Source organism: Kribbella sp. NPDC049584, from assembly GCF_040675555.1.
In the GTDB taxonomy this organism is placed as follows: Bacteria; Actinomycetota; Actinomycetes; order Propionibacteriales; family Kribbellaceae; genus Kribbella.
In genome coordinates, this window is record NZ_JBFAPF010000004.1 from 75706 (window position 1) to 102057 (window position 26352).

A 26352-nucleotide genomic window follows, 5' to 3' on the forward strand; every position below is an offset into this window, starting at 1 on the left:
GGGACCTCCACGAACGGAGGCCGGCCCGAGCAACCCCCTGCCCAGGCTGCGCCCGATGGCCAGGAGCAGTGGCGTTACAAAGGCTGGGGCCCGCAAGGCCCGGCCCAGTACCAAGGCCCGTACGCCGCTTACGCCGCCCGCATGGCCGCGGAGCACGCCGCTGGTGGTCAGCAGCGCGCATGGACCCCGCCGCCTGGTCAGGCTGGACCGCCATCGGGAGTCGGCGGAGCCTTTCCCCCTCGGCAGCCCACGGACCCGCCTCGCCGGGCATACCGGCGTACAGAAGGTCGCGTGGTCGCTGGTGTGGCCGGCGGGATCGCGGACCACCTGGGCGTCTCCGACACCATGGTGCGGCTGGTTCTGATCGCGACGACGGTGTTCGGCGGCTTCGGCGTACTGATCTATGCGGCCCTGTGGTTCCTGATGCCGCTCGCTCCGGACAACGTGCCGGCCGCGCCTGGACTGGCCGCGCACACCCGCAGCGGAATGCGCTCCGACGAGCCGCCGCCCCCGGTGGCCGAGGCGAAGCAGCGGAAGCGGGAGAAGAGCCGCGGCCAGCTACCTGCATTGGTGGCCATCGGCATCGGTCTGTGCCTGCTGCTGCAGGTCGCCGGGTTCGGGATCGCCGGGAAGTTGTTCTGGCCGCTGGTGTTCGCCGCGACCGGTCTGGCGCTGATCTGGCGGCAGGCCGACGAGAACCAGAAGGACAAGTGGACGCAGGACATCCGCGTTCCGATCCTCGGCCTCGTGCTCGGCAAGGGCGGCTGGAAGTCGCTGATCCGGATCGCCGTCGGCCTGATCCTGATCGGTACCGCGGTCACCCTGTTCCTGGTCCAGAACGGCCGCCTGTCGATGGTCGGCGACGTACTCATCGCTCTGCTGCTCGCCGTCGTCGGTATCGGTGTGATCGCCGGGCCGTGGGTGCACCGGCTGAGCCGCGACCTGAACGCCGAGCGCGCTGAGCGGGTCCGCTCGCAGGAGCGTGCCGATATGGCCGCGCACCTGCACGACTCGGTCCTGCAGACGCTCGCGCTGATCCAGAAGCAGGCCGAGGACCCGAAGGCGGTGACCCGGCTGGCCCGCTCGCAGGAGCGCGAGCTGCGGTCCTGGCTGTACGACGAGGACGACACCACTGACCAGACCATCGCCAGCGCGGCGAAGCGGGCCGCGGCCGAGGTCGAGGATTCGCACGGTGTGCCGATCGAGGTGATCACGGTCGGAGATTGCGATCTGACCGAGGGACTGTCGTCGATGGTGCGGGCCGCCCGCGAGTCGATGGTGAACGCCGCCAAGCACTCCGGTGCAGCGAAGATCGACGTGTTCGTCGAGGTCGACGGCGACCGGGTGGAGATGTTCGTCCGCGACCGGGGCAAGGGCTTCGACGTCGACGAGGTACCCGACGACCGGCTGGGCTTGCGGCACAGTGTGATGGGCAGGATGGAACGGCACGGCGGCCGCGCAACAGTGCGGTCCGATCCGGAGACTGGCACCGAGGTGCGACTGGAGATGGACAGATGAGCAGCAGGCGCGTTGTCGTCGTCGACGATCACGACATGTTCCGGGCCGGGGTGCGCAGCGAGATCGGCGCCTCGGTCGACATCGTCGGGGAGGGATCCGACGTCGACACCGCGGTCAAGGCGATCGTCGGCACCGAGCCCGACGTCGTACTGCTCGACGTGCACCTGCCCGGCGGCGGTGGCACCGAGGTGATGAAGCAGGTGCACCAGCGGCACCCCGACATCAAGTTCCTCGCGCTGTCGGTGTCGGACGCGGCCGAGGACGTGATCGGCGTGATCCGGGCCGGCGCCCGCGGGTACGTGACCAAGAACATCTCCGGCACCGAGCTGATCGACGCGATCAACCGGGTCGCCGACGGTGACGCGGTCTTCTCGCCGCGGTTGGCCGGCTTCGTGCTGGACGCCTTCTCCGGCGCGATCGACATCGCCGCGGTGGACGAGGACCTCGACCGGCTCTCACAGCGTGAGCGTGAGGTACTGCGGCTGATCGCGCGCGGCTACGCCTACAAGGAGGTCGCCCGCGAGCTGTTCATCTCGGTGAAGACCGTCGAGACCCACGTCTCCTCGGTACTGCGGAAGCTGCAGCTGTCCAACCGGCACGAACTGACCCGCTGGGCAACCGACCGCCGCCTGGTCTGACCCTGACTGCCCCCTTCGAGGTAATCTCCACCGACCGAGTGGGATTTCGAGGGGGGCAGTGCCGTGTTGCATTACGTGGTGCGCCGGCTGGCGTCCGCGCTCAGCGTGGTCGCGGTGACGCTGGTCGCGACGTTCGCGCTGTTCTTCATCGCGCCGACGGATCCGGCGGCGGCGATCTGCGGTGAACGCAAGTGCCCGCAGTCGCGGTACAACGAGATCAGGGCGAACCTGCACCTCGACGAGCCCAAGGTCCAGCAGTTCAGCCGGTACGCCAAGGGCATCGTGGTCGGCCGTGATTTCGAGACGTCGGGCGTGGTCCAGCACTGCTCGGTGCCTTGCCTGGGCTTCTCGTTCAAGAACGACCGCCCGGTGACCGGCACGTTGATGGCCCGGCTGCCGGTGACCGCCTCGCTGGTCCTCGGGTACGGCGTACTCGTGCTGACGATCGGCGTGTCGGCCGGCGCGATGGCGGCCAGACGACGCGGCACGCCGGGGGACCGGCTGATGATGAGCGGGACGCTGCTGATCAGCTCGGTGCCGTACTACATCGTCGGCCTGATGGCGGCGCTCTACCTGACGATCCTCTACCCGATCCTGCCCCGGAGCGGCTGGGTGTCGCCGCTCGAGAGCCCGTTGCACTGGTTCACCGGGCTGGTGGCGCCGTGGGTGATCCTGAGCCTGTACGGGTGCACCGACTACGCGCGCTACTCCCGCGGATCGATGGTGGAGACGCTGAACGAGGACTTCATCCGCACCGCCCGGGCCAAGGGGCTGTCGGACCGGGCCGTCACCTACCGGCACGCGCTCCGGGCCGGGCTGATCCCGGTCGTCACGATCTTCGGCCTCGACCTGGCCGCCAGCCTGTCCGGGGCGATCTTCACCGAGAAGATCTTCGACCTGCCGGGGCTCGGCGTCCTGGCGCTGGACGCGGTCAGCGACTACGACCTGCCGGTGATCATGGGCACGGTGCTGCTCGGCTCGGTGCTGCTGGTCGCGATGAACCTGATCGTCGACCTCGCCTACAGCGTGATCGATCCCCGGGTCCGGCTGCAGTAGCTCAGGAGCCGGTCAGCGGCCGGCCGACGTGTACGGCAGCAGGGCCATCTCGCGGGCGTTCTTGATCGCGCGGGCGACCTGCTTCTGCTGCTGCACCGACAGTCCGGTCACCCGGCGGGAGCGGATCTTGCCGCGGTCGGAGATGAACTTCCGCAGCAGCGCGGTGTCCTTGTAGTCGATGTAGGTGATGCCGTCGCGGTCGAGCGGGTTCTGCTTCGGCTTGCGCTTGCCGGTCGGGGCCGGACGTCGGGCCATGACGCCACTCCTTCTTGAATGTCGTTTTCAACTAGCGTAACTCAGGCGTCCCATCGGTGGCGCGTTTCGGCCAGGGCATGGATTCGCCACCCCGGTAGCGGCGCTCCGGTCTTGGTGGCTGTTATACCGTCGACTCTTATGGAGCGGAATCTCACAGCCGATCAGCTCGCGCTCTTCGAGAAGGAGTTCGCGTCGAACCCGCAGTACCGGGTGATGCAGAACGCCGTCACGCAGACGCCGGTCAACAGCATTGCCCTCGACCGTCAGGTCGTCACCTCGATCGATCATTCGGTGTCGAACCTTCTGGACGACTGGAAGGTGACGAACCAGAAGAAGAGCGGCCGGTGCTGGATGTTCGCCGGGCTCAACCTGCTCCGGGTCGGCGCGGCCGGGAAGCTCGGGGTCAAGGACTTCGAGTTCTCGCAGAACTACGTGCTGTTCTGGGACAAGTTCGAGCGGGCCAACTTCTTCCTCGAGGCGATGATCGAGACCGCCGACCGGGACGCCGACGACCGGACGGTGGCGCACCTGCTGTCCGACCCGATCAGCGACGGCGGCCAGTGGAACATGTTCATCGCGCTCGTCCGCAAGCACGGCCTGGTGCCGAAGTCGGCGATGCCGGAGACCGAGAGCTCGTCCGCGACCGCCCAGCTGAACGACACGCTGCGCAAGCTGCTGCGTCAGGGCGCGCGCGACCTGCGGGCGCTGGAGGGTGACGAGGCCCGCCGCGAGCGCAAGCGCGAGATCCTGACCACCGTGCACCGGGTGCTGAGCATCCACCTCGGCACGCCGCCGCAGAAGTTCCTGTGGCAGTGGAAGGACTCCGACAAGGGCTTCCACCGTGACGGCTGGACCACGCCGACCGAGTTCGCGGCGGAGTACGTGCAGCTGCCGGTCGACGACTACGTCTGCCTCGTGCACGACCCGCGGAAGACCAGCCCGGTCGGCAAGACCTTCACCGTCGACTACCTCGGCAACGTCATCGACGCCCCGCCGGTGGTCTACCTGAACGTCGAGATCGACCTGATGAAGCAGCTCACCCAGGACGCGATCGTCGGTGGCGAGCCGGTCTGGTTCGGTTGCGACGTCGGCAAGCAGATGAACTCCGACCTCGGTTTCTGGGACGCCAAGCTCTACGACTACGGCTCGGTCTACGACACCGAGTTCACGCTGGACAAGGCCGAGCGGCTGGTGCACCACGAGACCCTGATGACGCACGCGATGCTATTCACCGGTGTCGACCTGGTCGACGGCAAGCCGCGGCGCTGGCGGGTCGAGAACAGCTGGGGCGACGAGAAGGCCGACAACGGCTTCTGGACCATGAACGACTCGTGGTTCGGTGAGCACGTCTTCGAGATCGCCGTACGCCGGTCCGCCCTGCCCGCCGAGCTCCAGGCCCGCCTCGACGACGAGCCGATCGTTCTCCCGGCCTGGGACCCGATGGGCGCCCTCGCCGACTGACCCAGCCAGTGAACAAACGGACCCCGGCCCTCGGCCGGGGTCCGTTCTACGTTCAGTGCGTCGCCGGATTACTCATCGACCGGGTCGGTGAGGGCTGTTCGGATCAGGGTGATGGTTTCGGCGGGGCGTTCCAGGAGCGGGAGGTGGCCTGCCCAGGGCAGGTCGGTGCGGTCGGAGGTGGGGAGGCGTTCGGCCAGGTAGTCGGCGCTGTCGGTGAAGAAGCGGAAGTCGTGGCCGCCGGTGACCAGCCAGACGGGAGCGGTGATCCGCTCGGGCTCGACCGGCCATTCCTCGTTGTCGACGTCGCCGGCGGCCAGTTGGACGTCGTACGCGTGCCGTTGCATGGTGCGGAGGAGGTCGCGGGACTCGGCGGTCGCGTCGGGGCCGATCCAGCGGTTGACGGTGAGCTCGGTGGCGCCCGCGACGTCGCCGGCGTCGACCAAGGCGTTCTCCTCGGCCCAGAGTGCGCGCAGTGCCTCGTCCGGCTCGACGTTGTCGGTCGGGGCGCACAGGAGGACCACGCGGGCGAACCGCTCCGGCTCCCGGCTCGCCACCTGCTGTACGACATACCCGCCGTACGACGCTCCGACGGCAGACACCGCGCCCGCGCCGACCTCGTCCAGAACCGCGAGCACATCACCGGCGTCGGAGTACTTCGCTCCGGCCTCGAGCGGCGTCTCGCCGAACCCACGCAGGTCGAGCGTGATCACCTGGTGGTCGTCGCGGAGGTCTTCCACCAGGGCGGACCACATCCGGGCATCGGCGACCCCGGCGTGAACGAGCAGAACCGTCGGCCCGTCGCCGACCACGGTGTACGAGATAGTCATGGTCGAACCATCCCGGGTCGAACCGCTTCCCAGCAAACCGATTACTGCATCCGGATGACGGTGAAATCCTCGGCGTAGTGGTTCGGCGGGAAGCCGGCGCCCGCGGCGACCTCGGCGAAGTGTGCCCGGATTCCGCTGACCATGGCATCGGAGTCGCGGTGCTGGCTGGTGTGGGACATCAGGGCGGCCAGCTTCTGGTCGAAGGTGTCGGTGATGTCGACGTGGTGGTTGACGTCTGGATGGTCCATCATCCACAGCTCGTCGACGTCCCAGGCCTCCTCGGCCAGATCGGTGTACGCGTACGGGTTGCCGGCGGCCGGGTAGAACGCTCGCACGGCAGCTTCGGCCGCGGCCAGGTGGTCCGGGTGGGAGACCTGGAGGCGGGACCAGACGCGCTCCGGCGACTGCGTGAGCAGGCGCTGCGGGCGGACCGTGCGGATCACCCGGCTGATGTCGCGGACCAGCTCGAACGTCGGCTCGACCGCGCCGTCGACGTACCCGAGGAAGTGCAGGTCGTGGACCCCGACATGCTCGGCGGCGGCCGTCTGCTCGGCCCGTCGTACGGCGGGAATCTCGGCGCGATCGCGATCCGGCTCGAAGCCGCCGGCCTGACCGTCGGTGACGATGCAGTAGTGCACGTCGATACCGGCCTTGGTCCACAACGCGACCGTGCCGGCCCCGCCGAAGTCGATGTCGTCGGGGTGCGCGACGACCACCAGAACCCGCTCGATCTCACTGTCCGGCCGCGGATTCGCCTCAGGCACTGTCACAGTCACGACCCTAACGGTTTGCCCCGACAGGCACAGTTGAATTCATGGAGTTCGGTGGCACGTGCGATCCGCAGGACGCCGGCCTCGATCCCGCCGGACTGACACAAGCGATTGAGTTGATCGAGGCGCGCGGCGCTGCTGGTCAGCTGTGCGTCGTTCGCCACGGCCGGGTGGTCGTGGACAGGTCCTTCGGGTGTGCACCGGACGCATTGTTCTGGCTGTTCTCCGCGAGCAAGCCGTACCTCGCCGTCGTGATCCACCAGCTTGTCGAGTCCGGCCGGCTGCACCTGGACGACGCGGTCGCGGCGTACTGGCCGGAGTTCGGGGAGAACGGGAAGCGCGAGATCACCGTCCGTCACGTGCTGCGGCACCGGTCCGGCGTGACGAACGCCGGCTCGTACGTCGGTGAGGTCCGCGCGATGACCGACTGGAACCGATCGCTGCGCCGGATCGAGGAGACCAAGCCCCGCTGGCCGATCGGCACGGTCGCGTACAGCCCGCTCGCCTTCGGGTTCATCCTCAGCGAGGTCGCGCGGCGCTGCAGCGGAGTCCCGATCCACGAGCTGATCCGACAGTTCATCCTGGACCCGCTCGGAGTCGCCGACACGTACCTCGGGCTGCCCGTCGACGCGTGGGAGCGGCATGTGCCGATCCGCGCCGCGGGTCCGCTCGGCCCGTTCATCCAGTCCGTCGTGAATCGGCGCAGTACGCGCGAGGCCGTCGTACCGGCGGCTGGGATATCGGCGACGGCGCGGGACCTGGTGACGTTCTATCAGGGGTTGCTCGCCGGAGCGCTGCTGTGGCCGGAGACGCTTGCGGTGGCGTGCGAGCCGAGCAGCGAGGGTGAGGTCGACCGGACCGCGCGGGCGCCGATCCGTTGGTCGCAAGGGTTCCAGCTCGGTGGACCGCGGTGGATCGAGGACGCGTCGACGGCGCTCGGCTCGCTCAGCAGCCCGCGGACGTTCGGTCACAACGGAAGCAACTGCTGCATCGGGTGGGCCGACCCGGATCGCCAGATCGCGTACGCGTACCTGACCAACCGGGTCGGCCGTCCTGCCGCCGACCTCGCCCACCACGCCGCCGTCGCCGACAAGGTGCTCGAGGCCGCCGGCTAGGCGAGCGCGGGGACCGGGAGCCGTTCGGTGATCACATGGTCGACGAGGCCGTACGACTTGGCGCCTTCTGCCGTCAGCACGTGGTCGCGATCGGTGTCGTGGCGCAGTTGCTCGATCGACTGACCGGTGTGCCGGGCCAGGATCGACTCGACCTGGCCGCGGACCCGCACCACCTCGTCGGCCTGCAGGATCAGGTCCGGGATCGTGCCCTGACCGCGCGCGGCCGGCTGGTGCAGCACGACCCGAGCATGCGGCAGTACGGCGCGACGCCCGGCCGCACCGCCGGCCAGCAGGACCGCCCCGGCCGAGATCGCCTGCCCGACGCAGAACGTCGCGACCGGCGACTGGATGTACTGCATGGTGTCGTAGATCGCGAGCATCGCGGTCATGTCGCCGCCCTCGCAGTTGATGTACAGGTTGATCTCCTGGTCGGGCTTGTCGACCTCGAGGTGCAGGAGCTGTGCGATCAGCGCGTTCGCGACGCCGGCGTCGATCGCCGTACCCAGGTAGATGATGCGCTCACTGAGCAGGTGCGAGTAGACGTCCATGATCCGCTCGCCCCGCGGGTGCTGGGCGATCACGTTCGGGATCGTGTAGGTGCTCATCCACGTCCTCGCTTCGCTCCGGGCGCGGATGAGACACGACAGGCGCTGTATTGACTGATGAACTCACTGCGTTCGCTCATGCCGCAACCTCCTTCTTCCTGGGCATGACCTGGTCGAACGACTCGACGATGTGGTCGATGAAGCCGTACTCGCGGGCCTGGTCGGCGGTGTACCAGTGGTCGTGCAGCGAGTCCTCGTGCACGGTCTCGAACGGTTGACCGGTGTCCCCGGCGATCAGCCCGAGCACGGTGTCGCGGATGTGCCGCAGGTCGTTGGCCTGGATCTCGATCTCCACCGCGGAGCCGCCGATCCCGGCCGATCCCTGGTGCATCAGGACACGTGCGTGCCGCAGGGCGTAGCGCTTGCCCGGCGTACCGGCCGACAGCAGGAACTGGCCCGCGCTGCAGGCCAGCCCGATCGCCAGCGTCGCCACGTCGCACGGCACCAGCCGCATCACGTCCCGGATCGCCAGCATCGACGGCACCGAACCGCCGGGCGAATGGATCCACAACGCGATGTCGGTGTCCGGGTCCTCGGCCGCCAGCGACATGATCTGGCTGGCCAGCAGGGTCCCGTTGTCGTCGTCGAGCACTCCGTCAAGTACGACGATCCGCTGCGCGAGCAACCGCTGCCGGGCGGTCTCGTTGAACATCGGCGGTTTCATGTCTTCTGCCATGTCATCCACCCTGACGCGGACGGCACGGCGTACCCCAGCTTTTCTGCTCACGGCAAGTCTGCCCACAGCAAAGCTGATGCTGTGGCAGGCTCCGGCAGGTGATTCTGACTGACGACCTGACCGCGCAGGAGCGCACCCTGCTGGAACTGACCGCGACCCCGGCGGCGACGCTGCTCGGTGCGGCGTCGATGATCCTGCGTACGACGCTGTTCAGCGAGGACCCGGCGGGCTGGGTCGACATGTGGCAGGCGCGTCCCGACCTGGCGCGGATCGAATGGTCGGACGGACCCGAACTCGCCGACGTCGTCGCCCACCTCGCCGCAAAGGACTACGAAGGCCAGATCGAAGGCGTCCCCGGCCTACGGATCACGTCGCACGACGACCGCTCCGCAAAAATGCTCTGGCTCGGCGCCCCCACCCCGGTCGTCCTACACCTCACCCGCCAGCTGTCCTAGCCGACCTGCGGTTTTCGGAAAGTGTCGGGGAGAGCGCCTAAGGTGTTGAGTGATGACTACGCTGTTCTCGCCTGATGAGCTCCCAGTGCCGCTGGAGGAGCCGAAGACGTCCCGGACCGACCCGGATTCGCTGCTCGAGGGGCTGAACCCGCAGCAGCGTGCGGCTGTGGTGCACTCCGACAAGCCGCTGCTGGTCGTGGCCGGTGCGGGTTCGGGCAAGACCCGGGTGCTGACCCGGCGGATCGCCTACCTGCTGGCGGCCCGCGACGCCCACCCCGGGTCGATCCTGGCGATCACGTTCACCAACAAGGCCGCCGCCGAGATGCGCGAGCGGGTGGTGGACCTGGTCGGGCCGCGGGCGAAGCTGATGTGGGTCTCGACGTTCCACTCGGCGTGCGTGCGCATCCTGCGCCGCGACATCAAGCGGTTCGGGATCAGCTCGACGTTCTCGATCTACGACGACACCGACTCGCGCCGGCTGATGACGCTGGTGTGCCGCGAGCTCGACCTCGACGTCAAGCGGTACAACCCGCGCGCCGTGCTGAACTGGATCAGCACCCAGAAGAACGAGCTGATCGACCACGAGACGGCCGCGGCGAAGGCCGAGAACCATCTCGAGGAGACCTACGCCGAGTGCTACCGGACGTACCAGGAGCGCCTCGCCCAGGCGAACGCGCTGGACTTCGACGACCTGCTGATGACCACGGTCAATCTGCTGCAGGCGTTCCCCGACGTCCGTGAGTACTACCGCCGCCGCTTCCGTCACGTGCTCGTCGACGAGTACCAGGACACCAACCACGCGCAGTACACGCTGATCCGCGAGCTCTGCGGCGAGGATCCGGCGGACTACAACGGGCCTACGGCGCCGCCGGCCGAGCTGATGGTGGTCGGCGACTCCGACCAGTCGATCTATGCGTTCCGGGGCGCCACGATCCGCAACATCCTCGCCTTCGAGGAGGACTTCGCCGGCGCCGAGACGATCCTGCTCGAGCAGAACTACCGCTCCACCCAGACGATCCTGTCCGCGGCCAACGCGGTGATCGCCCGCAACGAGGGCCGGATGGCGAAGAACCTCTGGTCCGACCAGGGCCAGGGCGAGCAGATCGCGGTGTACGTCGCCGACAACGAGCACGACGAGGCGCAGTTCGTCGCCGACGAGATCGACCGGCTCACCGACGCCGACGGGATCAAGCCGTCCGACGTCGCGGTCTTCTACCGGACCAACGCGCAGTCCCGGGTCTTCGAAGAGGTCTTCATCCGCACCGGCCATCCGTACAAGGTGGTCGGCGGCGTCCGGTTCTACGAGCGCAAGGAGGTCCGCGACGCGCTCGCGTACCTGCGCGTGCTGACGAACCCGGAGGACACCGTCTCGCTGCGCCGGATCATGAACGAGCCGAAGCGCGGGATCGGCGATCGGGCCGAGGCGGCGATCGAGGCCCTGGCGGCGCGCGAGCGGATCTCGTTCGCGGCCGCGATGCGCCGCGCCGGCGAGGCGCCGGCGATGGCGTCGCGCTCGGTCAACGCCGTACAGGCCTTCGTGGACATCCTCGACGAGCTGACCGCGATGGTCGATTCGGGTGCGCCGCCGGACGACATCCTCGACGTCGCGCTGCACCGCTCGGGGTACTACGAGACGCTGCAGAAGTCGCCGGATCCGCAGGACGAGACCCGGTTGGAGAACCTGGACGAGTTCATCTCGGTGGCCCGCGAATTCGTCGAGGAGCGGACCGCGGCCGGTGAAGCCGCCGATCTGCAGGCGTTCCTGGAGCGGGTCGCGCTGGTCGCCGATGCGGACCAGATCCCGGATGCGGCGACCGACGGCGTGGTCACGCTGATGACGCTGCACACCGCGAAGGGCCTGGAGTTCCCGGTCGTGTTCCTGACCGGCATGGAGGACGGCGTCTTCCCGCATTCGCGGTCGCTGACCGACCTGAAGGAGCTCGAGGAGGAGCGCCGGCTCGCGTACGTCGGCATCACCCGGGCCCGGCAGCGGCTGGCGATCTCGCGCGCGGCGGTGCGTTCGGCGTACGGCGCTCCGCAGCACAATCCGCCGTCGCGGTTCCTGGAGGAGATCCCGGGCGAGCTGCTCGACTGGCGGCGCGACGAGTCCGCGATCACGCGCTGGTCCGGCACCGGGACGGTTCGCGGCAGCGGCATCCCGAGCCGGTACGAGCCAACGCGCCGGAGCGCCTCCGACAAGCCGGTGATCAGTCTCAACCCGGGTGACCGCGTCGTTCACGACACGTTCGGGATGGGCACGGTCGTCGTGGTCCGCGGCGAAGGTCAGCAGGCGCAGGCCGATATCGACTTCGGCTCCGAGGGCGTCAAGCGGCTGCTGCTGCGGTACGCGCCGGTGGAGAAGATCTAAGCCCCTGCGTCGGTCGAGCGTGGCCATCCGTGGCCATCCGTGGTGGGTCGGCGGCGGCCGGTAATCGCAACTCCGCGTCAACCTTTCGGACGTTCGCGTTGCATCTGGGCCGGAGATTGAGACAATCAAGTTTCTTCGCCCCCTCCCGGAAGCGTCCTCCCTCATGTCCAAATCGGCTGGCAACAACCGCCGGATCATCCTGGCGGGGGCCAACCCTGGGCTGCGGCTGTTCGACGAGAACGGCAAGGTGACGGCGTACGCCTCGATCTGGATGGTCGACTGGTCCATCCGCGGCGCGGGTACGGCGGTCGTGTTGTGGTTCGACGGGATCGTCCGGGTGGTCTCCGAGGACGTCGACCTCGCCGCCTGGCTGGAGCGGTACTTCGTCCGCTCGTTCCTCGAGGTGCAAGGGCTGCCGTGGCACGAGCCGGCCGTCGAGCGCGATCTGGTCCAGGTCTCGATGAACCTCGCCGACGGGCTGAGCGCGAAGGCCGCGGACATCCAGATCGAGATGGGTGGGGTGCTGGACCGGCGGCTGTTCGCCACCGACAACTTCCCGCTCGCCGAGGGAAATCACAGCCTCAGCCTGGTGATCGCGCCGGTCCGGTCGGCGACGGTCTCGATCGGCGGCGCTTCCGTCCCGGGCTTCGTGCAGGTCGACGGGTCGCCGGAGAGGCCGGGCTCGTCGGCGTTCCTCACCACCGCCGAGGTCTGGCAGCGCTGACCCCTTACGCTGTACGAATCAGCGTTTGGAGGATCAACAGTGGCTAGTCAGGCGCCGGCGCCACGGACGCCGCTGAGCCGTGACCGGGTACTGCGGGCCGCGGTCGAGATCGCAGACGCCGACGGCCTCGACGCCGTCACCATGCGCCGGATCGGCGAGGCGCTCGGTGCCGAGGCGATGTCGCTGTACTACCACGTCGCGAACAAGAACGATCTGCTCGACGGCATCGTCGACGTACTGATGGCCGAGCTCAACGAAGCCGTCGACCGCCTCACCGTCGTGAACGACTGGAAGGCCGCGATGCGGCACCGCATCCTCACCGCACGGGCCGTGCTCCTCCGGCACCCGTGGGCCCCGCGACTCCTGGAGAGCCGTACGACGATGCGCCCGGCGGTCGTCATCTACCACGACCGGCTCGTCGGCCTGATGCGATCGGGCGGCTTCTCGTACGACCTCGCCCATCACGCCCTGCACGCGCTCGGCAGCCGGGCGCTCGGCTTCAGCCAGGAACTGTTCGACCCGGCCGACGCGAGCCCGAACCCGGACGCCGACACCCGGATGCTCGCCGACCTCGCCGCCCAGGTCCCGAACCTGGCCGGCATGCTCGCCGAGGTCGCCCACGACGACCCCGACTCCACGATCGGCTGGTGCGACGACCAGCAAGAGTTCGAGTTCGCCCTCGACCTAATCCTGGACGGCCTAGCCCGCCTCGCCACGCGCTAGCCCCCGCCGGCCCCCGGCCCGGACAAACCCCCGCTAGAAACCCCGCCACAACCCCCACGCTCCACCCCTTGACGTTTCTTACGGTGTAAGTCAGCCTTACGACGTAAGATTGACTTACACTGTAAGGGGCGGGACATGAAAGCCATCGTTCAGAACCGGTACGGCTCACCCGACGTGCTGCGCTTTGCTGACGTCGACACCCCGCGGCCGGTCGGCGACCAAGTTCTCGTGCGCGTTCGCGCGGCCGCGCTCAACGCCCGCGACTGGCACGTTCTGCGTGGCGACCCGTATATCGCCCGCCCGTCCGCGGACCTCGGCTGGCGCCGCCCGAACGAGCGCATCCGCGGCACCGACTTCGCCGGCACGGTCGAAGCGGTCGGGCCCGCGGTCACCCGTTTCCAGCCCGGCGACGAGGTGTACGGCGACGCCCCCGGCGCCTTCGCGGAGTACGTCTGCGCTCCCGAGCACCGCATCGAACGCAAGCCCGCCAACCTGACCTTCGAGCAGGCGGCGGCGATGCCACTGGCTGCCAACACCGCGCTGACAGGCATCCGCGATGTCGCGAAACTCCAACCAGGCCAGGAGATTCTCGTCAACGGCGCATCCGGCGGCGTCGGCACCTTCGCCGTCCAGCTGGCCAAGGCGTACGGCGCGAACGTCATCGGCGTCTGCAGCTGGCGGAATCTCGAGCTGGTCCGATCGGCCGGCGCCGACGAGCTGATCGACTACACCACAACCGACTTCGCGCGCGAGGATCGCAGGTACGACGTCGTCCTCGATCTGGTCGGCAATCGCTCGCTGTCCGACCTTCGTCGGGTCCTGAAGCCCGGTGGTCTGCTGGTGTTGTCCGGCGGCGGGGTCTACAAGGGAGGGAGCCTGCTCGGACCGATGGGCCTGATGATGCGCGGCACGCTGCTGTCGCCGTTCGTCGGTCGCCGGATCGTCCTACTGACGGTGAAAGCGAGCCAGCAGAACCTCGCCACCCTGCGTGAGTTTGCGGAGGCCGGGAAGCTTGTGCCGATCATCGACCGCACCTACCCGCTCGCCGCGACGGCTGACGCAATGCGTTACCTGAAAGGCGAACACGCCCGCGCGAAGGTCGTCGTCACCGTCTGATCGCCCACCAGTTGTCCATCCGCTCCACGACCCGCTGATCGCCGCCCAGCACCCGCTGGAGCCGGAACAGGTACGCCGCGATGCCGGCCGCCCCCTGCATCCAGCCGACCCCGGGCGGCAGCAGCGGATCCTCGTTGCGATGCTCGATGAATCGCCAGTACGCGTGACTGCCCTCGTGATGCGCATGGTCGAGCAACGTGTCACCCATCAGGACGGCGAACTCCAGGTCCTGGTCGTCGCCGGCGTCCAGGAATGCGTCGCCGACTCCCGCAGTACCGCAGCAGCGCCCGTCGTTGTCCCAGAAGCCGGGGTGCAGTCGCTCGGGGATCCCGGAGTTCCGGACGCTGTCCAAGCAACGCCGGTGCCACGTCCCGGGCGCTTCGCCCGCCACCTCTCTCACGTCGGCGTACTCGAGCGCGCTGAACAGCAGCGCCGTCCCGGCCCCGCCGTGGCACCAGTTGTAGGTGAACTCGTCGCCATGCCGCTCGGCCCACGGAATCACCCGCGCGACCCGGAAACCCTTGTCGTCGTTGATCCCGATGCTGACCAGATGCTCGGCCCCGCGCCGTGCCACGTCGATGAGCTCGGGCCGGCCGAGGTCCACGCCCGCCACGGCGAGCGCCGTCGCGATCCCGGCCAGGCCGTGCGTGAAGTTCGGCATCTCGCTCGGCTCGTCGGTCCGGAACCGCCGGGACACGAATTGCCAGTTCACGCCGGCAGCAGTCTCCTCCTTCTCGCCCAGCAGCACGTCGGCCGCGTGCGACGCCAGCGCCGAGGCGTCCTCGCCACGGCGCATCGCCCACACCGCGCCGAGGAGGACCGCCGCGGTGCCGAGGGTGACGTCGTTCGCGAACGCACCCGGCTTGTACCGAGGCTCGTCGAGGAAGCTCTCCGGCCAGCCGTCGTCGGTCGCGAGGTCCCGGATCCGGTGCAGCGCGGCGTACGTTCCCGGCTCGCCGAGAGCGCTCAGGATCCCGATCGAGCTGACCTGACCGTCGAAGAACGTGGTCGACCGGTCGTTCGGGATCAGGGCACGAATGCGGTCGGCGATCCCCGTCGCCAGGTCCTGTTCGGCGGTCGTCCACGGGCGCGTCAGCCGGATCTCCGCCAACGTGTATGCGAGCCCGCCGATACCGCTGTGCATGCCGTCGAGGTACTCGACGGGCTTGTCCCCGCCCCCGGACTCGGGGATCCACGGCCCGTCGTCGTCCCACCGGACCTGAGTCCGCACCCAGGCCCAGGCCGCCTCGGCCACATCGGCGTACGTCATGGCTTGGCGTTCCGCATCCGGATCCCGCTCCATTCGAGGGTGCTGGCGACGGTCTCGGCCCAGAAGTCGTGCAGCCGCCGCAGGACCCGCAACTGGATCCCGGCCTCCTCGTGCAGCGCGAACAGGTCGCCGACACGTTCGGCCGGGCCGAGCGGCTGGACCTCGGTCGTTGCGACGACCGCGGCGTCACGCTCGACGAACTCGTCGGCCGGCAGGCGGTACGCGTACAGCTCGACCGAGCGGATCGCGTCCAGCCAGCCGTACTCGACGGCGTGCACGCGGGTGCCGGAGCCGGCGCCGATGATGCGGTCGCGGTCCTCGGGAGTCGTCGCGGGGCCTACCCATGCCATCGCACGGGGGCACTGCCGCGGGAACCAGTAGTCGGGGGCGCGGTCGTGGCCGACGGCCCAGACGTACGGCGTGACCTGTCCGTTCGTCCTCGCGACGTACGGACGGAAGGTCGTGATGGTCGGATCTTCGGAGAAGTGCAGTACCTCGCCAGCAGCCGGGCGCATGCGCCGCAGCTTAGCCGTGGTGCCAGGTCGCTGCTCGGGGATTACCGGGCCGGGGGTGCTACTAGCCGGCGGTGTAGGGGTTGAGGCCGCAGTGGTTGCGGAGCCACGGGTCCGGGTCGACGGCCTCGCCGCCGTTCGGGTGTACTTCGAAGTGCAGGTGCGGGCCGGTGGTGTTGCCGGTCATCCCGACCGCGCCGACCTGGTCACCGGCGTACACGGTCTCGCCGACCGTCACGCTGAACTTCGACATGTGGTTGTACCAGGTGACGGTGCCGTCCTCGTGCCGGACCTGGACCTGACGCCCGTACGGCCCGGCCCAGTCGGCGAAGATCACCACGCCCTTCATCACGGCGCCGATCCGGGTGCCGATCGGGGCGGCGAAGTCGAGGCCGGTGTGGTTGTGGGCCCAGCGGCTGCCGCCCTGACCGAAGGTCGCGGTGATGTGGTAGCCGGTGACCATGATCTGGCAGCGGGTGGCCGACTCGCGGGCGGTCTTCGCGGCCAGGTCGGCCTTCGCCTTCGCGGCGGCCAGAGCGCTCGCGCGCTTCGCGGTCAGTGCCTGGGTGGCGGTCAGCTTCGCGGCGCGGGCCTTGGCCAGCTGCGCGGCGGCGGACTGCTTCTTGGTCGTGTCGGCCAGCTGGACCCGGGAGGAGTCACGGGTGGCGAGCTGGCGGGCCTGGATGCGGGCCGTGGTGATGCCGGACAGCTGCTGACCGCTGTCCAGGCCCAGGGCGGCAAGGTTCACCGCGGAGTTCGCCTGGGTGGGCGACGCCAGCGTGCTGGCGCTGAAGCCGACGGCTCCGGCGGCCGCGGCGAGCGCGGCGGTCAGTCCGACGATCTGGGTACTGCTGGGGGTGTTACGCCTGGCGACGCGATGCTTGGCACTATGACGTCCTGCGCCGGGCTTGCGCGCAGCGTTGCCGGGCGTGACGCGGTCTCCCGCGGCACGGTGCTGGGACACAACGTGGCCTTTCGGTCACAGGGGAGGGGCTTGGGCCGAGCTAGGGAGGCTCGTCCCATCCCTTGCGGGGGTTTATTCCCGCTAGGGACCTGACGCACGATAACGGATCAGTCACGGGGCCACAAACCCTGTCCCGGCGTTTTCTGCCTCTCCTTCACGAAACTTTTGCATGCGCGCCTGCACGTGCATCGGCCGCGAGCGCCCAGAAGTTTGACGGGTCAGGCAGTTTTGGGCTGTTCGTCGAGGTGGGCGAGCATCCCGGTGATCTGGTGCACCACCTCGCCGTGGAACGGCAGCGACAGGTGACCGACCCCGTGCACGCGGACGTTGCTCGCCATCAGGTCGGAGTGGCGGATCCGGGCCCGCCGTTGCGGCACGATCAGCTGGTCGACGTCGCTGTAGAACGCCACGAACCTGGTCCGGCAGTCCGGCGCCGGCTCGGCCAGTTCGGCCATCAGCTCGCTGTCCGGCCGGACCTGCTTCACCAGCGGCCACGGCAGCAGCTTGGCCGCGACGGTGCCCTGATGCGGCGTGCCGAGCGTGACGCAGGTGTGCACCCGCTCGTCCCCGCCGAGCCGCTGGACGTAGTACCGCGCGATCAGTCCGCCCAGGCTGTGCCCGATGACGTGGATCTGGTCCGACCCGGAGTCCTCGCAGATCGCCTCGATCTCCCGGCCCATCCGCTCCGCGGTACGGCGTACGTCGAGCGTCAGCGGCGAGTACGAGAACGTGTGGATGCTGCTGAACCCGCGGCGCGCCAGCTGCCGGCGCATCAGCGCGAAGATCGTGTGGTTGTCGATGATCCCGTGCGCCAGCAGGATCGGCGTACCGGCGGCTCTGACGTCGCTGACCAGCAGGCCGCGCTGTGCCGGACCGAGGCCGGCCAGGTTCAGCCGCGCCGGGAGGGCCCGCGAGGTGCCGCCGGCCATGCCGATCACGCCGAGCGGATACATCGCCAGGTGCGTGGTCAGCCAGCCGATCTCGACGGCGGCACCCTGCAGCACGCTGGGCGAGAGTGCGGAGCGGGCGCCGTACGCGAGTCCGTCCAGCGCGCCGCGGAGGTCGTCCTGCCAGGAACTCATGGGCGACTCCTCACAAACCAGACCCCCCGATTGGTCCGATCTCTTCCAAGGTAACCGGTTCCCATCCTGCGTGGCGGGGAACACACAGCTCCGTGTCTTATCCGTGAGGTTCCCACCGGTTAGCCTGCGAGCATGCCTGCTACGAGCCCGTTGCGCGTTGTCGTCGCCAAGCCCGGTCTGGACGGTCACGACCGTGGCGCCAAGGTCGTGGCCCGCGCGCTGCGCGACGCCGGCATGGAGGTCATCTACACCGGACTGCACCAGACGCCCGAGCAGATCGTCGAGACGGCGATCGCGGAGGACGCGGACGCGATCGGGCTGTCGGTGCTGTCCGGCGCGCACATGACGCTGTTCAAGCGCGTGCGTGAGCTGCTGGACGAGCGGGATGCCGAGGACATCGTGGTGTTCGGCGGCGGGATCATCCCGGAGGCCGACCTGCAGCCGCTGGCCGAGCTCGGCGTACACAAGATCTTCACCCCCGGCGCGACCACGACCGAGATCGTCGAGTGGGTCCGCGGCAACGTCGGCGACGCTTCGGCGTCCCCGGCCTGAGCTCAGGCTGAGAACCGCCGCTGTACGGCTACCGGAGTCCCGGATCCGCTCCGGAGCGTAATGACGACTGCCCGGAGTCGTTCTGAACACTCCTGTCCGGTTCAGCCAGGTTACTAATCGGTAATACCGAATCGTTAGGAAATGCCCGGTTGTGCGGGCTTCCCAAACGCGGTCGCATACAGCCATGCGGCTGTCCGTTTCAGAGACCGTCGACGGGACTGTGTGTGGCTCAGAACACATCGGCCCCGTTCTCGGTTACTGTCCGGACATGGCGGATCGCAGTGCGGTGGGGGTCTGCGATCAACCGGGCCGGACCAAGGCGATACGTCCCATCGGGAGAGGGCAGGTAAACGATGAGGTTTGAACGATCACACGCACGCAGGACGGCCTTCGTGGCCGTGGCAAGCAGCCTGGCGCTGCTGGCCACCGCGTGTGGTAGTGGCGATGACGGAAGCAGCAGCGGCGGGGGTAGTTCGGCCGGCGCGCTCGAGGGTCGGGGGCCGATCACCCTTGCCACCGGCAAGGACACCTCCGGAAACCTCCAGAACCAGCTCAACGCGTGGAACGCGTCGCACCCGAACGAGAAGGTCGAGCTGAAGGAGCTGCCCGAGGACGCCGACGCCCAGCGTCAGCAGATGGTGCAGAACGCCACGGCCAAGTCCGACGCGTACAGCGTGCTGGTGATGGACGTGGTCTGGACGTCGGAGTTCGCGGCGAACCAGTGGATCACCCAGATCCCCGAGGACAAGGTGCCCGACCTGGGCAAGCTGATCCCGGCGACGGTGGAGACCGCCAAGTACCGCGACAAGCTGTACGGCGTGCCGATCACCTCCGACGGCGGTCTGCTCTACTACCGCAAGGACCTGCTGACCAAGGCCGGTATCGCGGACGCCCCGAAGACGTGGGACGAGATGACCGCGGACTGCACCAAGGTGGCCGCGCTGCCCGAGGCCAAGGGCATGAGCTGCTACGCCGGTCAGTTCGAGAAGTACGAGGGCCTGACGGTCAACTTCTCCGAGGCGGTCAACTCCGCGGGCGGTGTCGTCGTCGACAAGGACGGCAAGCCGAACGTCAACACCCCGGAGGCCAAGGCCGGACTGGACGAACTGGTGAACGGCTTCAAGACCGGCGCCATCCCGAAGGCCGCGATCACCTACAAGGAGGAAGAGAGCCGGCGCGCGTTCCAGGACGGCAAGCTGCTCTTCCTGCGTAACTGGCCGTACGTCTACGGCCTGGCGAGCAAGACCGACGGCTCCTCGAAGGTGGCCGGCAAGTTCGCGGTCGCCCCGCTGCCGGGCAAGACCGGCGCCGGCGTCTCGTCGCTGGGCGGTCACGACTACGCGATCAGCTCGTTCGCGAAGAACAAGGCGACCGCGATCGACTTCATCAACTTCATGGCGAGCGAGGCGCGCCAGAAGGCGAACATCGAGAAGACGTCGCAGGCGCCGACCTGGCAGTCCCTGTACGACGACCCGACGCTGAACAAGCAGTTCCCGTACCTCGCGCCGCTCAAGGCCTCGATCCTCGGCGCGCAGCCGCGGCCGCGGGTGGTCAAGTACGGCGATGTGACGGCTGCGATCCAGGAAGCGGCGTACAACGCGCTGAACGGTAAGTCGACGCCGGATCAGGCGTTGTCCGACCTGCAGACCAAGCTGCAGTCGCTCATCACGCAATGATCGTCGTGCCGGGGCCGGTGCGTGGGGAGGTTATGACCACGCACCGGCCCCGGCCGGTCCCTGCCCGGGTTCCGCCCGGGAAGCAAAGGAGGCGCAGGTGACTGCGACCATGCCGGTCCTCGAGCGGCCGGCCAAGGAGCCGAAGAAGCAGCAACGGTTCAACGAGGGCACCGGCCGGCTGGCCGCGGTCCTGCTCTCGCCGACGCTGCTCGTACTCGCCGTCGTCGTCTTGTTCCCGATCATGTCGGCGCTGCGGGAGTCGCTGTTCACGAGCGGCCAGCATCTCGACGCGAACGGGTTCATCGTCAAGGGTTCGACCTTCGTCGGGCTCGACAACTACACCGCCATCTTCAAGGGCGACACCGGACGCCGGTTCTGGAACGCGTTCTACAACACGACGTTCTTCACCGTGGTCTGCATCGTGCTGGAGACCGTTCTCGGCGTCGCGATGGCGCTGATCATGCACAAGGCCTTCAAGGGCCGCGGCATCGTCCGGGCCAGCATCCTGGTCCCGTGGGCGATCCCGACCGTCATCTCGGCGCTGCTGTGGAAGTGGATCTTCCAGGCCGACGGCATCGCCAACACCCTGATCGGCACCCAGATCCTGTGGTCGACCGAGGGCTGGCAGTCGAAGCTGTCGGTCGTCATCGCCGACACCTGGAAGACCGCACCGTTCATCGGCCTCCTGGTCCTGGCCGGGCTGCAGACCATCCCGGCCGAGGTCTACGAGGCCGCGAAGGTGGACGGGGCGACCGCGTGGAAGACCTTCACCCGGATCACGTTGCCGCTGGTGAAGCCGGCACTGCTGGTGGCAGTGCTGTTCCGGATCCTCGACACGCTGCGGATCTTCGACCTGCCGTTCGTCCTGGTCGGCGCGCACAAGGACTCGGTCGAGACGCTGTCGATGCTGGCCTACGACGAGGCGTTCAACACCAGATACGGCCCGGCGGCCGCCTACGCGACGGTGCTGTTCATCTACGTCGCGGTGGTCGCGTACCTGTTCGTCAAGATCCTCGGAGCAGATGTGATCGGTGAGGCCAGAGCCAAGAAGCCTGGCGGTGGCAACGGCAGGCGCTGGCGGAAGAAGAACGCGGTCAAGGACAAGGAGACCACGAACGCGTCGGTCGGTGCCGTCGCTGCGGGCGGAGGTGGGATGTAATGGCTGCCGTAGCTCCCCAGCCGGCCGAGGCCGGTCCGCTGCGCCGGTGGGCGCCGCTGCTCGGTGTCGCGGTGATCGTGATCTACTGCCTGGCGCCGTTCTACTGGATGGTCGTCTCGGCGTTCCGCAAGCCGTCGGACCAGTTCTCGAACAGCATCATCCCGGCGCCGTTCTCGATCCAGAACTTCAAGGACGTGTTCAGCGGTTCCAACGGCTTCGGCCGGGGTCTGCTGAACAGCCTGATCGTGGCCGGGTCGGTGACGATCCTGACGCTGGTGATCGGCATGGTGGCGGCGTACACGCTGGCCCGGCTCGACTTCCGGGGCAAGAACATCGTGCTGGCGATCATCATCACCACGTCGATGTTCCCGGGCATCTCGCTCGTCGTGCCGCTGCTGAAGCTGTTCGTCGACATCAAGTGGATCAACACCTACCAGGCGATGATCGTGCCGAGCCTGTCGTTCGCACTGCCACTGGCGGTGTGGAACCTGACGTCGTTCTTCCGGCAGATGCCGCAGGAACTCGAGCAGGCGGCGATGGTGGACGGCTGTACGCCGGCCCAGGCGTTCCGCAAGATCATCATCCCGTTGGCGGCGCCCGGTGTGTTCACGACCGCGATCATCACGTTCATCGCGGCCTGGAACGAGTTCCTGATCGCACTGAGCATGACCAACAAGAAGTCGATCCAGACGGCGAACGTGATCGTCTCGCAGTTCACCGGTACGACGGGCCGTGACCAACCGTTCGGCAGCCAGATGGCCGCCGGTGTGGTGGTGACGATCCCGCTCGTGATCGCCGTACTGCTGTTCCAGCGCCGTATCGTCGCCGGCCTCACGGCAGGTGGCGTGAAGTGAGCCGGCCCGATCGGGATCGAAACCGCTAGGAACGACAAACGGCCGGAGCCTTGGGCTCCGGCCGTTTCGCGTTGGATCAGACGGCGAGCCAGACCGTGGTGTCCACCGGCAGTACGCCGTCCGCCAGCTGTTCGCTGGCGAGCAGGACCTGCTGATGCGGCGGCAGAGTGACCGGCGCGTCACTGATGTTGACCACGCAGCGGAACCCGGGTTCGCGGGTGAATGACAGCACGCCGGCCGGAGCGTCGGCGTCCCAGACGAGACGGCCGTCGCCGAGAGCCGGGTGGTCACGGCGGATCCGGAGCGCCGCCTTGTAGAGACTCAGGTGGCTGTCCGGGTCCCCGGCCTGCGACTCGGCGGTCAGACCCGCCCAGTCGGCGGGCTGCGGGAGCCAGGGCTGGCCGGTGCCGGGCCCGAAGCCGAACGGTGGCTCGGTGCCGGACCAAGGGATCGGGACCCGGCAGCCGTCGCGGCCGCGGACCGTGTGGCCGGAACGCTCCCAGGTCGGATCGTCGAGCACGTCCTCCGGCAGATCCTCGACCTCGGGCAGCCCGAGCTCGTCGCCCTGGTAGATGTACGCGCCACCCGGCAACGCCAGCTCCAGCAGCGCGGCGGCCCGCGCCCGGCGCAGTCCGAGCTGCAGATCGGTCGGTACGACGCCCGCGCCCTCCAGCGCGTCCCGCTTGTCGCGGCCGTACCGCGTGCGGTGCCTGATCGTGTCGTGGTTGCTCAGCACCCAGGTCGCCGGCGCCCCGACCGCCCACAGGTTCTCGGTGGTGTGGTCGATCACCTCCCGCAGGTCCTTCGCGTCCCAGGTGGCCCGCAAGGCATCGAAGTTGAACGCGGACTGCAGTTCGTCCGGCCGTACGTACTGCGCGAGGCGCTCCGCCGGGGACAGCCACGCCTCCGCCACGAAGACCCGCGCGCCTTGCGGCGTATCGGCGTACTCGTCGGCGATCGCACGCCAGCGCTGATGGATGGTGTGCACCCCGGGCTGGTCGTAGAACGGGTTCCCGACGTACTTCTCCCGCGTCGGCTCACCGTTGTGCAGCGGTACGTCGGGCAGCGTCGGGTCCTTGGCCATCGAGTCGGCCACGTCGATCCGGAACCCGTCGACGCCGCGGTCGAACCAGAACCGCAGGATCGCGTCGAACTCCTCGATCACCTTCGGGTTGTCCCAGTTCCAGTCCGGCTGGGAGATGTCGAACAGGTGCAGGTACCACTGCCCGTCCTCGATCTGCTGCCAGGCGCCGCCGCCGAACGCGGCGGGCCAGTTGGTCGGCGGGCCGCCGTCCTTGGTGTCACGGAACCAGAACAGGTCGCGCTCCGCCGAACCCCGGCCGGCCTTGAGCGCGGCCTGGAACCACGGGTGCTCCCAGGAGCAGTGGTTCGGCACCAGGTCGATCAGGATCCGCAGGCCGAGCGCGTGCGCCTCGGCGATCAACGCGTCGGCGTCGGCGAGCGTGCCGAACTCCGGGTTGATGTCGCGGTAGTCGGCCACGTCGTATCCGCCGTCGAGCAGCGGGGACGGGTACCAGGGGCTGATCCAGATCGCGTCGACCCCGAGGTCGGCGAGGTACGGCAGCCGAGCCCGGATGCCGTTCACGTCGCCGGTCCCGTCGCCGTCGGCGTCGGCGAACGAGCGCGGGTACACCTGGTAGACGACGGCGCTACGCCACCAGTCGTCAGCTGGTCTGGTCCTGGAGTCGGCTGCAGGGTCACTCATGTGACCTAGCCTGACATGAGACGCCCGTCGGCCTGTGACCGTCGTCTCAGCCGGGACCCCGGCTGTTGCTCGCGGCACGAGGGTGGCTACTGTCAGAAGCCCGTACAGGCGAGAGAGGGACCACACTCGTGGATCTGATGGAATTCCAGGCGAAGACGGTCTTCGCCAAGCACGGAGTGCGGACGACCGTGGGTGCGGTTGTCACGACTCCGGAGGAAGCCCGCGCGGCAGCCGAGAAGATCGGCGGCCGGGTGGTCGTGAAGGCCCAGGTCAAGACCGGTGGGCGCGGCAAGGCCGGCGGCGTCAAGCTGGCCTCGAGCCCGGACGAGGCGGAGGAGAAGGCCCGCGAGATCCTCGGGCTGGACATCAAGGGTCACGTCGTCAAGATCCTGAACATCGTCCCGGCCGCGGCGATCGCCGAGGAGTACTACTTCTCGTTCCTGGTCGACCGGGCCAACCGCAACTACCTCTGCATCGCCTCCGCCGCCGGCGGGATGGAGATCGAGGAGGTCGCGCACACCAACCCGGACGCGGTCGCGCAGATCTCGATCGACCCGGCCACGGGTGTCGACGAGGCGAAGGCGCGGGAGATCGCGCAGGCCGCGAAGTACCCGGCCGACGTGATCGACGCCGTCGTACCGGAGATCGTCAAGCTGTACGAGGTGTTCATCGCCGAGGACGCGTCGCTGGTCGAGGTGAACCCGCTGGTCAAGCTCGAGGACGGGAACGTCGAGGCGCTCGACGGCAAGGTCACCCTGGACGAGAACGCGGACTTCCGGCACCCGGACCACGCCGAGTTCGAGGACATCTCGGCGGCCGACCCGCTGGAGGCGGCGGCCAAGGCCAAGGGCCTGAACTACGTGAAGCTGGACGGCTCGGTCGGCATCATCGGCAACGGCGCGGGACTCGTCATGTCCACGCTCGACGTCGTCGCGTACGCCGGTGCGGAGTTCGGCGGCGTGAAGCCCGCCAACTTCCTGGACATCGGTGGTGGCGCGAGCGCCGAGGTGATGGCGAACGGCCTGGAGATCATCATCTCGGACCCGCAGGTGCAGAGCGTGTTCGTGAACGTCTTCGGCGGGATCACCGCCTGCGACGCGGTCGCCAACGGCATCGTGCAGGCGTTCGAGCTGCTCGCCAGCCGCGGCGAGGCCGTCACCAAGCCGCTGGTCGTCCGGCTGGACGGCAACAACGCCGAGGAGGGCCGCCGGATCCTCGACGAGGCAGGCCTCGCCGGTCTGGAGCGGGTCGACACGATGGACGGCGCCGCCAAGCGCGCCGCCGAGCTGGCTGCGAAGTAAGGGATCGCCGAACAATGTCTATCTTCCTGACCAAGGACAGCAAGGTCATCGTCCAGGGCATGACCGGCTCCGAGGGCACCAAGCACACCACCCGGATGCTCGCCTCGGGCACCAACATCGTCGGCGGCGTGAACCCGCGCAAGGCGGGCCAGAGCCAGGACTTCGACGGTAAGTCGGTGGCGGTGTTCGGCACCGTCGCGGACGCGGTCAAGGAGACCGGCGCGAACGTGTCGGTCATCTTCGTCCCGCCGAAGTTCACCAAGGACGCCGTCCTGGAGGCCGTCGAGGCCGAGGTGCCGCTGGTCGTGGTGATCACCGAGGGCGTGCCGGTGCACGACACCGCCGCGTTCTTCGCCGCCGCGCAGGCGTCCGGCAAGACCCGGATCATCGGCCCGAACTGCCCCGGCATCATCACGCCGGGCGAGTCGAACGCAGGCATCATCCCGGCCAGCATCGCCGGCCAGGGCCGGATCGGTCTGGTGTCGAAGTCCGGCACGCTGACCTACCAGATGATGTACGAACTGCAGGAGTTCGGGTTCTCGACCGCGATCGGGATCGGCGGTGACCCGATCATCGGGACCACGCACATCGACGCGCTGCAGGCGTTCCAGGACGACCCGGACACCGACGCGATCGTGATGATCGGTGAGATCGGCGGCGACGCCGAGGAGCGGGCGGCCGCGTTCATCAAGGAGAACGTGACCAAGCCGGTCGTCGGGTACGTCGCGGGCTTCACCGCGCCGGAGGGCAAGACCATGGGTCACGCCGGCGCGATCGTGTCCGGTTCCTCGGGCACTGCGGCCGCGAAGCAGGAGGCCCTCGAGGCGGTCGGCGTGAAGGTCGGCAAGACGCCGTCCGAGACCGCCAACCTGATGCGCGAGATCATGCAGAACCTGAGCAAGTAGTACCGCGGAAAGCGGGACCTGTTCCTCCGGGAGCAGGTCCCGTT

26 protein-coding genes are annotated in these 26352 nt (G+C 68.5%); 16 read left to right on the forward strand and 10 right to left on the reverse strand.

Going from position 1 to position 26352, the window contains the following annotated elements:
- Window positions 1–141: 141 nt before the first annotated feature.
- The 3 genes from AB0J62_RS16590 to AB0J62_RS16600 all read left to right on the forward strand — a co-directional run bounded on the left by AB0J62_RS16590 (window position 142) and on the right by AB0J62_RS16600 (window position 3212).
- Window positions 142–1518: a PspC domain-containing protein gene (locus AB0J62_RS16590; protein ID WP_363871986.1), complete on the forward strand. Its 1377-nt coding sequence runs from the start codon at window positions 142–144 to the stop codon at window positions 1516–1518.
- Window positions 1515–2156: a response regulator transcription factor gene (locus AB0J62_RS16595; protein ID WP_363870717.1), complete on the forward strand. Its 642-nt coding sequence runs from the start codon at window positions 1515–1517 to the stop codon at window positions 2154–2156. Before AB0J62_RS16590 ends, AB0J62_RS16595 begins: the two co-directional genes overlap by 4 nt.
- 63 nt (window positions 2157–2219) lie before the next feature.
- Window positions 2220–3212 carry an ABC transporter permease gene (locus AB0J62_RS16600; RefSeq protein WP_363870720.1) on the forward strand — a complete coding sequence of 331 codons (993 nt, stop codon included), beginning with the start codon at window positions 2220–2222 and terminating at the stop codon, window positions 3210–3212.
- Between the two features lie 12 nt (window positions 3213–3224).
- Here the strand turns inward: AB0J62_RS16600 and rpsR are convergent, their stop codons facing one another.
- Window positions 3225–3467: a 30S ribosomal protein S18 gene (rpsR, locus tag AB0J62_RS16605; RefSeq protein WP_130443954.1), complete on the reverse strand. Its 243-nt coding sequence runs from the start codon at window positions 3465–3467 to the stop codon at window positions 3225–3227.
- 138 nt (window positions 3468–3605) lie between these two features.
- Here rpsR and AB0J62_RS16610 point away from each other — a divergent pair, with 138 nt between their 5' ends.
- Complete coding sequence (locus AB0J62_RS16610) at window positions 3606–4928, forward strand: C1 family peptidase (protein WP_363870724.1); 1323 nt, start codon at window positions 3606–3608, stop codon at window positions 4926–4928.
- A gap of 68 nt (window positions 4929–4996) precedes the next feature.
- On the opposite strand, the gene AB0J62_RS16615 is transcribed toward AB0J62_RS16610, so the two are convergent.
- Together AB0J62_RS16615 and AB0J62_RS16620 are read right to left on the reverse strand one after the other, a co-directional pair.
- Entirely contained in the window at window positions 4997–5755 is a 759-nt protein-coding gene (locus AB0J62_RS16615; RefSeq protein WP_363870727.1) for an alpha/beta hydrolase, read from the reverse strand.
- A 41-nt stretch (window positions 5756–5796) separates the two neighbouring features.
- A complete protein-coding gene (locus AB0J62_RS16620; protein ID WP_363870730.1) occupies window positions 5797–6525 on the reverse strand; it encodes a PIG-L deacetylase family protein in 729 nt (242 codons plus the stop codon).
- A 44-nt stretch (window positions 6526–6569) separates the two neighbouring features.
- On the opposite strand from AB0J62_RS16620, the gene AB0J62_RS16625 reads away from it, so the two are divergent.
- Window positions 6570–7640 (forward strand): serine hydrolase domain-containing protein, encoded by a 1071-nt coding sequence (locus AB0J62_RS16625; protein WP_363870733.1) that lies wholly within the window; start codon window positions 6570–6572, stop codon window positions 7638–7640.
- On the opposite strand, the gene AB0J62_RS16630 is transcribed toward AB0J62_RS16625, so the two are convergent.
- On the reverse strand, window positions 7637–8245 hold the full coding sequence (locus AB0J62_RS16630) for an ATP-dependent Clp protease proteolytic subunit (protein ID WP_363870736.1): 609 nt from the start codon (window positions 8243–8245) through the stop codon (window positions 7637–7639). The genes AB0J62_RS16625 and AB0J62_RS16630 overlap by 4 nt on opposite strands.
- Window positions 8246–8321: 76 nt before the next feature.
- A complete protein-coding gene (locus AB0J62_RS16635) occupies window positions 8322–8921 on the reverse strand; it encodes an ATP-dependent Clp protease proteolytic subunit (protein ID WP_363870739.1) in 600 nt (199 codons plus the stop codon).
- Window positions 8922–9019: 98 nt separating this feature from the next.
- On the opposite strand from AB0J62_RS16635, the gene AB0J62_RS16640 reads away from it, so the two are divergent.
- The 5 genes from AB0J62_RS16640 (at window position 9020) to AB0J62_RS16660 (ending at window position 14307) form a co-directional block, all read left to right on the forward strand.
- Window positions 9020–9376 carry a hypothetical protein gene (locus AB0J62_RS16640; protein WP_363870742.1) on the forward strand — a complete coding sequence of 119 codons (357 nt, stop codon included), beginning with the start codon at window positions 9020–9022 and terminating at the stop codon, window positions 9374–9376.
- Between the two features lie 52 nt (window positions 9377–9428).
- Complete coding sequence (gene pcrA, locus AB0J62_RS16645; RefSeq protein WP_363870745.1) at window positions 9429–11744, forward strand: DNA helicase PcrA; 2316 nt, start codon at window positions 9429–9431, stop codon at window positions 11742–11744.
- 163 nt (window positions 11745–11907) lie between these two features.
- On the forward strand, window positions 11908–12468 hold the full coding sequence (locus AB0J62_RS16650) for a hypothetical protein (protein ID WP_363870748.1): 561 nt from the start codon (window positions 11908–11910) through the stop codon (window positions 12466–12468).
- A gap of 39 nt (window positions 12469–12507) precedes the next feature.
- A complete protein-coding gene (locus AB0J62_RS16655) occupies window positions 12508–13191 on the forward strand; it encodes a TetR/AcrR family transcriptional regulator C-terminal domain-containing protein (protein WP_363870751.1) in 684 nt (227 codons plus the stop codon).
- A gap of 135 nt (window positions 13192–13326) precedes the next feature.
- Window positions 13327–14307 carry an NAD(P)-dependent alcohol dehydrogenase gene (locus tag AB0J62_RS16660; RefSeq protein ID WP_363870754.1) on the forward strand — a complete coding sequence of 327 codons (981 nt, stop codon included), beginning with the start codon at window positions 13327–13329 and terminating at the stop codon, window positions 14305–14307.
- Here AB0J62_RS16660 and AB0J62_RS16665 read toward each other — a convergent pair.
- From AB0J62_RS16665 to AB0J62_RS16680, 4 genes are all read right to left on the reverse strand, one after another.
- Window positions 14297–15610, reverse strand: coding sequence for a lanthionine synthetase LanC family protein (locus tag AB0J62_RS16665; RefSeq protein WP_363870757.1), 1314 nt, complete (start codon window positions 15608–15610; stop codon window positions 14297–14299). The genes AB0J62_RS16660 and AB0J62_RS16665 overlap by 11 nt on opposite strands.
- The gene (locus AB0J62_RS16670; protein WP_363870760.1) at window positions 15574–16092 is read right to left on the reverse strand and encodes a DUF6886 family protein; all 519 of its coding nucleotides are present in this window, start codon (window positions 16090–16092) and stop codon (window positions 15574–15576) included. Before AB0J62_RS16670 ends, AB0J62_RS16665 begins: the two co-directional genes overlap by 37 nt.
- A 61-nt stretch (window positions 16093–16153) precedes the next feature.
- Complete coding sequence (locus AB0J62_RS16675) at window positions 16154–17053, reverse strand: M23 family metallopeptidase (RefSeq protein ID WP_363870763.1); 900 nt, start codon at window positions 17051–17053, stop codon at window positions 16154–16156.
- Between the two features lie 218 nt (window positions 17054–17271).
- A complete protein-coding gene (locus tag AB0J62_RS16680; RefSeq protein ID WP_363870766.1) occupies window positions 17272–18135 on the reverse strand; it encodes an alpha/beta fold hydrolase in 864 nt (287 codons plus the stop codon).
- 132 nt (window positions 18136–18267) lie between these two features.
- Between AB0J62_RS16680 and AB0J62_RS16685 the strand changes: the two genes are divergently transcribed.
- From AB0J62_RS16685 to AB0J62_RS16700, 4 genes are all read left to right on the forward strand, one after another.
- Entirely contained in the window at window positions 18268–18687 is a 420-nt protein-coding gene (locus tag AB0J62_RS16685; protein ID WP_363870769.1) for a cobalamin B12-binding domain-containing protein, read from the forward strand.
- A 392-nt stretch (window positions 18688–19079) separates the two neighbouring features.
- Entirely contained in the window at window positions 19080–20363 is a 1284-nt protein-coding gene (locus tag AB0J62_RS16690) for an ABC transporter substrate-binding protein (RefSeq protein ID WP_363870772.1), read from the forward strand.
- Window positions 20364–20460: 97 nt separating this feature from the next.
- Window positions 20461–21522 (forward strand): sugar ABC transporter permease, encoded by a 1062-nt coding sequence (locus AB0J62_RS16695; RefSeq protein WP_363870775.1) that lies wholly within the window; start codon window positions 20461–20463, stop codon window positions 21520–21522.
- Window positions 21522–22376 carry a carbohydrate ABC transporter permease gene (locus tag AB0J62_RS16700; RefSeq protein WP_363870778.1) on the forward strand — a complete coding sequence of 285 codons (855 nt, stop codon included), beginning with the start codon at window positions 21522–21524 and terminating at the stop codon, window positions 22374–22376. Before AB0J62_RS16695 ends, AB0J62_RS16700 begins: the two co-directional genes overlap by 1 nt.
- 76 nt (window positions 22377–22452) lie before the next feature.
- Here AB0J62_RS16700 and AB0J62_RS16705 read toward each other — a convergent pair whose 3' ends face one another.
- A complete protein-coding gene (locus tag AB0J62_RS16705; protein ID WP_363870781.1) occupies window positions 22453–24102 on the reverse strand; it encodes a glycoside hydrolase family 13 protein in 1650 nt (549 codons plus the stop codon).
- Between the two features lie 128 nt (window positions 24103–24230).
- Here AB0J62_RS16705 and sucC point away from each other — a divergent pair, with 128 nt between their 5' ends.
- Both sucC and sucD read left to right on the forward strand, forming a co-directional pair.
- Entirely contained in the window at window positions 24231–25403 is a 1173-nt protein-coding gene (sucC, locus tag AB0J62_RS16710; RefSeq protein WP_363870784.1) for an ADP-forming succinate--CoA ligase subunit beta, read from the forward strand.
- A gap of 14 nt (window positions 25404–25417) precedes the next feature.
- Window positions 25418–26308 (forward strand): succinate--CoA ligase subunit alpha, encoded by an 891-nt coding sequence (gene sucD / locus AB0J62_RS16715; RefSeq protein WP_134105386.1) that lies wholly within the window; start codon window positions 25418–25420, stop codon window positions 26306–26308.
- Window positions 26309–26352 lie beyond the last annotated feature (44 nt).

Bases quoted from the DNA above. Each gene is read 5' to 3' on its own strand.
- AB0J62_RS16590 (WP_363871986.1), top strand. From the start codon at position 142: ATGGCCGCGGAGCACGCCGCTGGTGGTCAGCAGCGCGCATGGACCCCG.
- AB0J62_RS16595 (WP_363870717.1), top strand. From the start codon at position 1,515: ATGAGCAGCAGGCGCGTTGTCGTCGTCGACGATCACGACATGTTCCGG.
- rpsR (WP_130443954.1), bottom strand. From the start codon at position 3,467: ATGGCCCGACGTCCGGCCCCGACCGGCAAGCGCAAGCCGAAGCAGAAC.
- AB0J62_RS16610 (WP_363870724.1), top strand. From the start codon at position 3,606: ATGGAGCGGAATCTCACAGCCGATCAGCTCGCGCTCTTCGAGAAGGAG.
- AB0J62_RS16615 (WP_363870727.1), bottom strand. From the start codon at position 5,755: ATGACTATCTCGTACACCGTGGTCGGCGACGGGCCGACGGTTCTGCTC.
- AB0J62_RS16625 (WP_363870733.1), top strand. From the start codon at position 6,570: ATGGAGTTCGGTGGCACGTGCGATCCGCAGGACGCCGGCCTCGATCCC.
- AB0J62_RS16630 (WP_363870736.1), bottom strand. From the start codon at position 8,245: ATGAGCACCTACACGATCCCGAACGTGATCGCCCAGCACCCGCGGGGC.
- AB0J62_RS16635 (WP_363870739.1), bottom strand. From the start codon at position 8,921: ATGGCAGAAGACATGAAACCGCCGATGTTCAACGAGACCGCCCGGCAG.
- pcrA (WP_363870745.1), top strand. From the start codon at position 9,429: ATGACTACGCTGTTCTCGCCTGATGAGCTCCCAGTGCCGCTGGAGGAG.
- AB0J62_RS16650 (WP_363870748.1), top strand. From the start codon at position 11,908: ATGTCCAAATCGGCTGGCAACAACCGCCGGATCATCCTGGCGGGGGCC.
- AB0J62_RS16660 (WP_363870754.1), top strand. From the start codon at position 13,327: ATGAAAGCCATCGTTCAGAACCGGTACGGCTCACCCGACGTGCTGCGC.
- AB0J62_RS16665 (WP_363870757.1), bottom strand. From the start codon at position 15,610: ATGGAGCGGGATCCGGATGCGGAACGCCAAGCCATGACGTACGCCGAT.
- AB0J62_RS16670 (WP_363870760.1), bottom strand. From the start codon at position 16,092: ATGCGCCCGGCTGCTGGCGAGGTACTGCACTTCTCCGAAGATCCGACC.
- AB0J62_RS16680 (WP_363870766.1), bottom strand. From the start codon at position 18,135: ATGAGTTCCTGGCAGGACGACCTCCGCGGCGCGCTGGACGGACTCGCG.
- AB0J62_RS16685 (WP_363870769.1), top strand. From the start codon at position 18,268: ATGCCTGCTACGAGCCCGTTGCGCGTTGTCGTCGCCAAGCCCGGTCTG.
- AB0J62_RS16700 (WP_363870778.1), top strand. From the start codon at position 21,522: ATGGCTGCCGTAGCTCCCCAGCCGGCCGAGGCCGGTCCGCTGCGCCGG.
- AB0J62_RS16705 (WP_363870781.1), bottom strand. From the start codon at position 24,102: ATGAGTGACCCTGCAGCCGACTCCAGGACCAGACCAGCTGACGACTGG.
- sucD (WP_134105386.1), top strand. From the start codon at position 25,418: ATGTCTATCTTCCTGACCAAGGACAGCAAGGTCATCGTCCAGGGCATG.